Raw genomic sequence first — 862 nt, 5'->3', positions numbered from 1 at the left:
CGCTTCAATTGTTTATTCGTGAACTCTAACTCTTTTACTTTCGCATCAAGTTGCTGAGTTTGGTTTGCCTCTTGGGAAGACAATGCGGCCAAGGTTCGTTGTTGTTTTCTTAGAATTACCCATCCACCGAAGCCTGCTAGAGCGATCACCAATCCACCAATAGCCAACCACATAATCGTGCCATTATCAGACGTTACGGTTGATTGTGGAGCGACAGGCTGCTCTTCTTTTGTCGCTTCTTTATCTAATTCCACAATTTCGGAGACTTGCTTTGCACGCAGTTGATTGAAGCGCTCTTCGAGATAATGATTGTAAGCTTCTTCCGCTTGACGGTTTGTGTCCGAGGCTAATTGGTACCACGCCTCAACGAGATCGCTGGTGGTGATGTCTTTTTGGTGATGCTGAACAAAGTCCGCTAACAAGAACCCGCGGTCGCGAGGGTCATTCAACGCTACAGAGGTAAACCAATACGTTGCCTGTGAGTAATTAACCGCACCGGTCAATCCTCGGGAATAGTCTTCGGCCAGCTGTTTCTGTGCAGGTAAATAGCCTTGGCTTGCGGATTGCTCTAGCCAATAGCGAACATCCGATGGCGAATCTGATTTTGGAGAAAGAGCCAGTTGCTGCGCCAGTTCAAATTGTTCTGCTGGGGATGTTGGTGCTTGAGAAGCAAATGCAGATACAGAAAGACAGCTGCTTAACGTAAAGGATAGGGTAATGGTTTTGAATGACATTGAATGTGTCAGGCCTAGCGTAAGTTGCTAGGCCTGCTCCGGTAATTTTTGTTATTACCGTTATGGTGCAACCAAATTACTTCAGTGGCAAGATCTGGATTTCAACACGACGGTTGCACGCACGACCT

1 protein-coding gene is annotated in these 862 nt (G+C 46.8%); it reads right to left on the bottom strand.

The genetic code is table 11. From position 1 onward, the window contains the following. Nucleotides 1-734: J domain-containing protein (locus R7E78_RS25410; RefSeq protein ID WP_318058511.1), on the bottom strand; the 734-nt coding region annotated here is incomplete at its 3' end. Nucleotides 735-862: the final 128 nt, after the last annotated feature.

Source organism: Vibrio sp. YT-19(2023) (assembly GCF_033337395.1).
The sequence above is the reverse complement of the archived record's forward strand: the minus strand, read 5'-3'. Positions and strand labels throughout refer to the sequence as shown.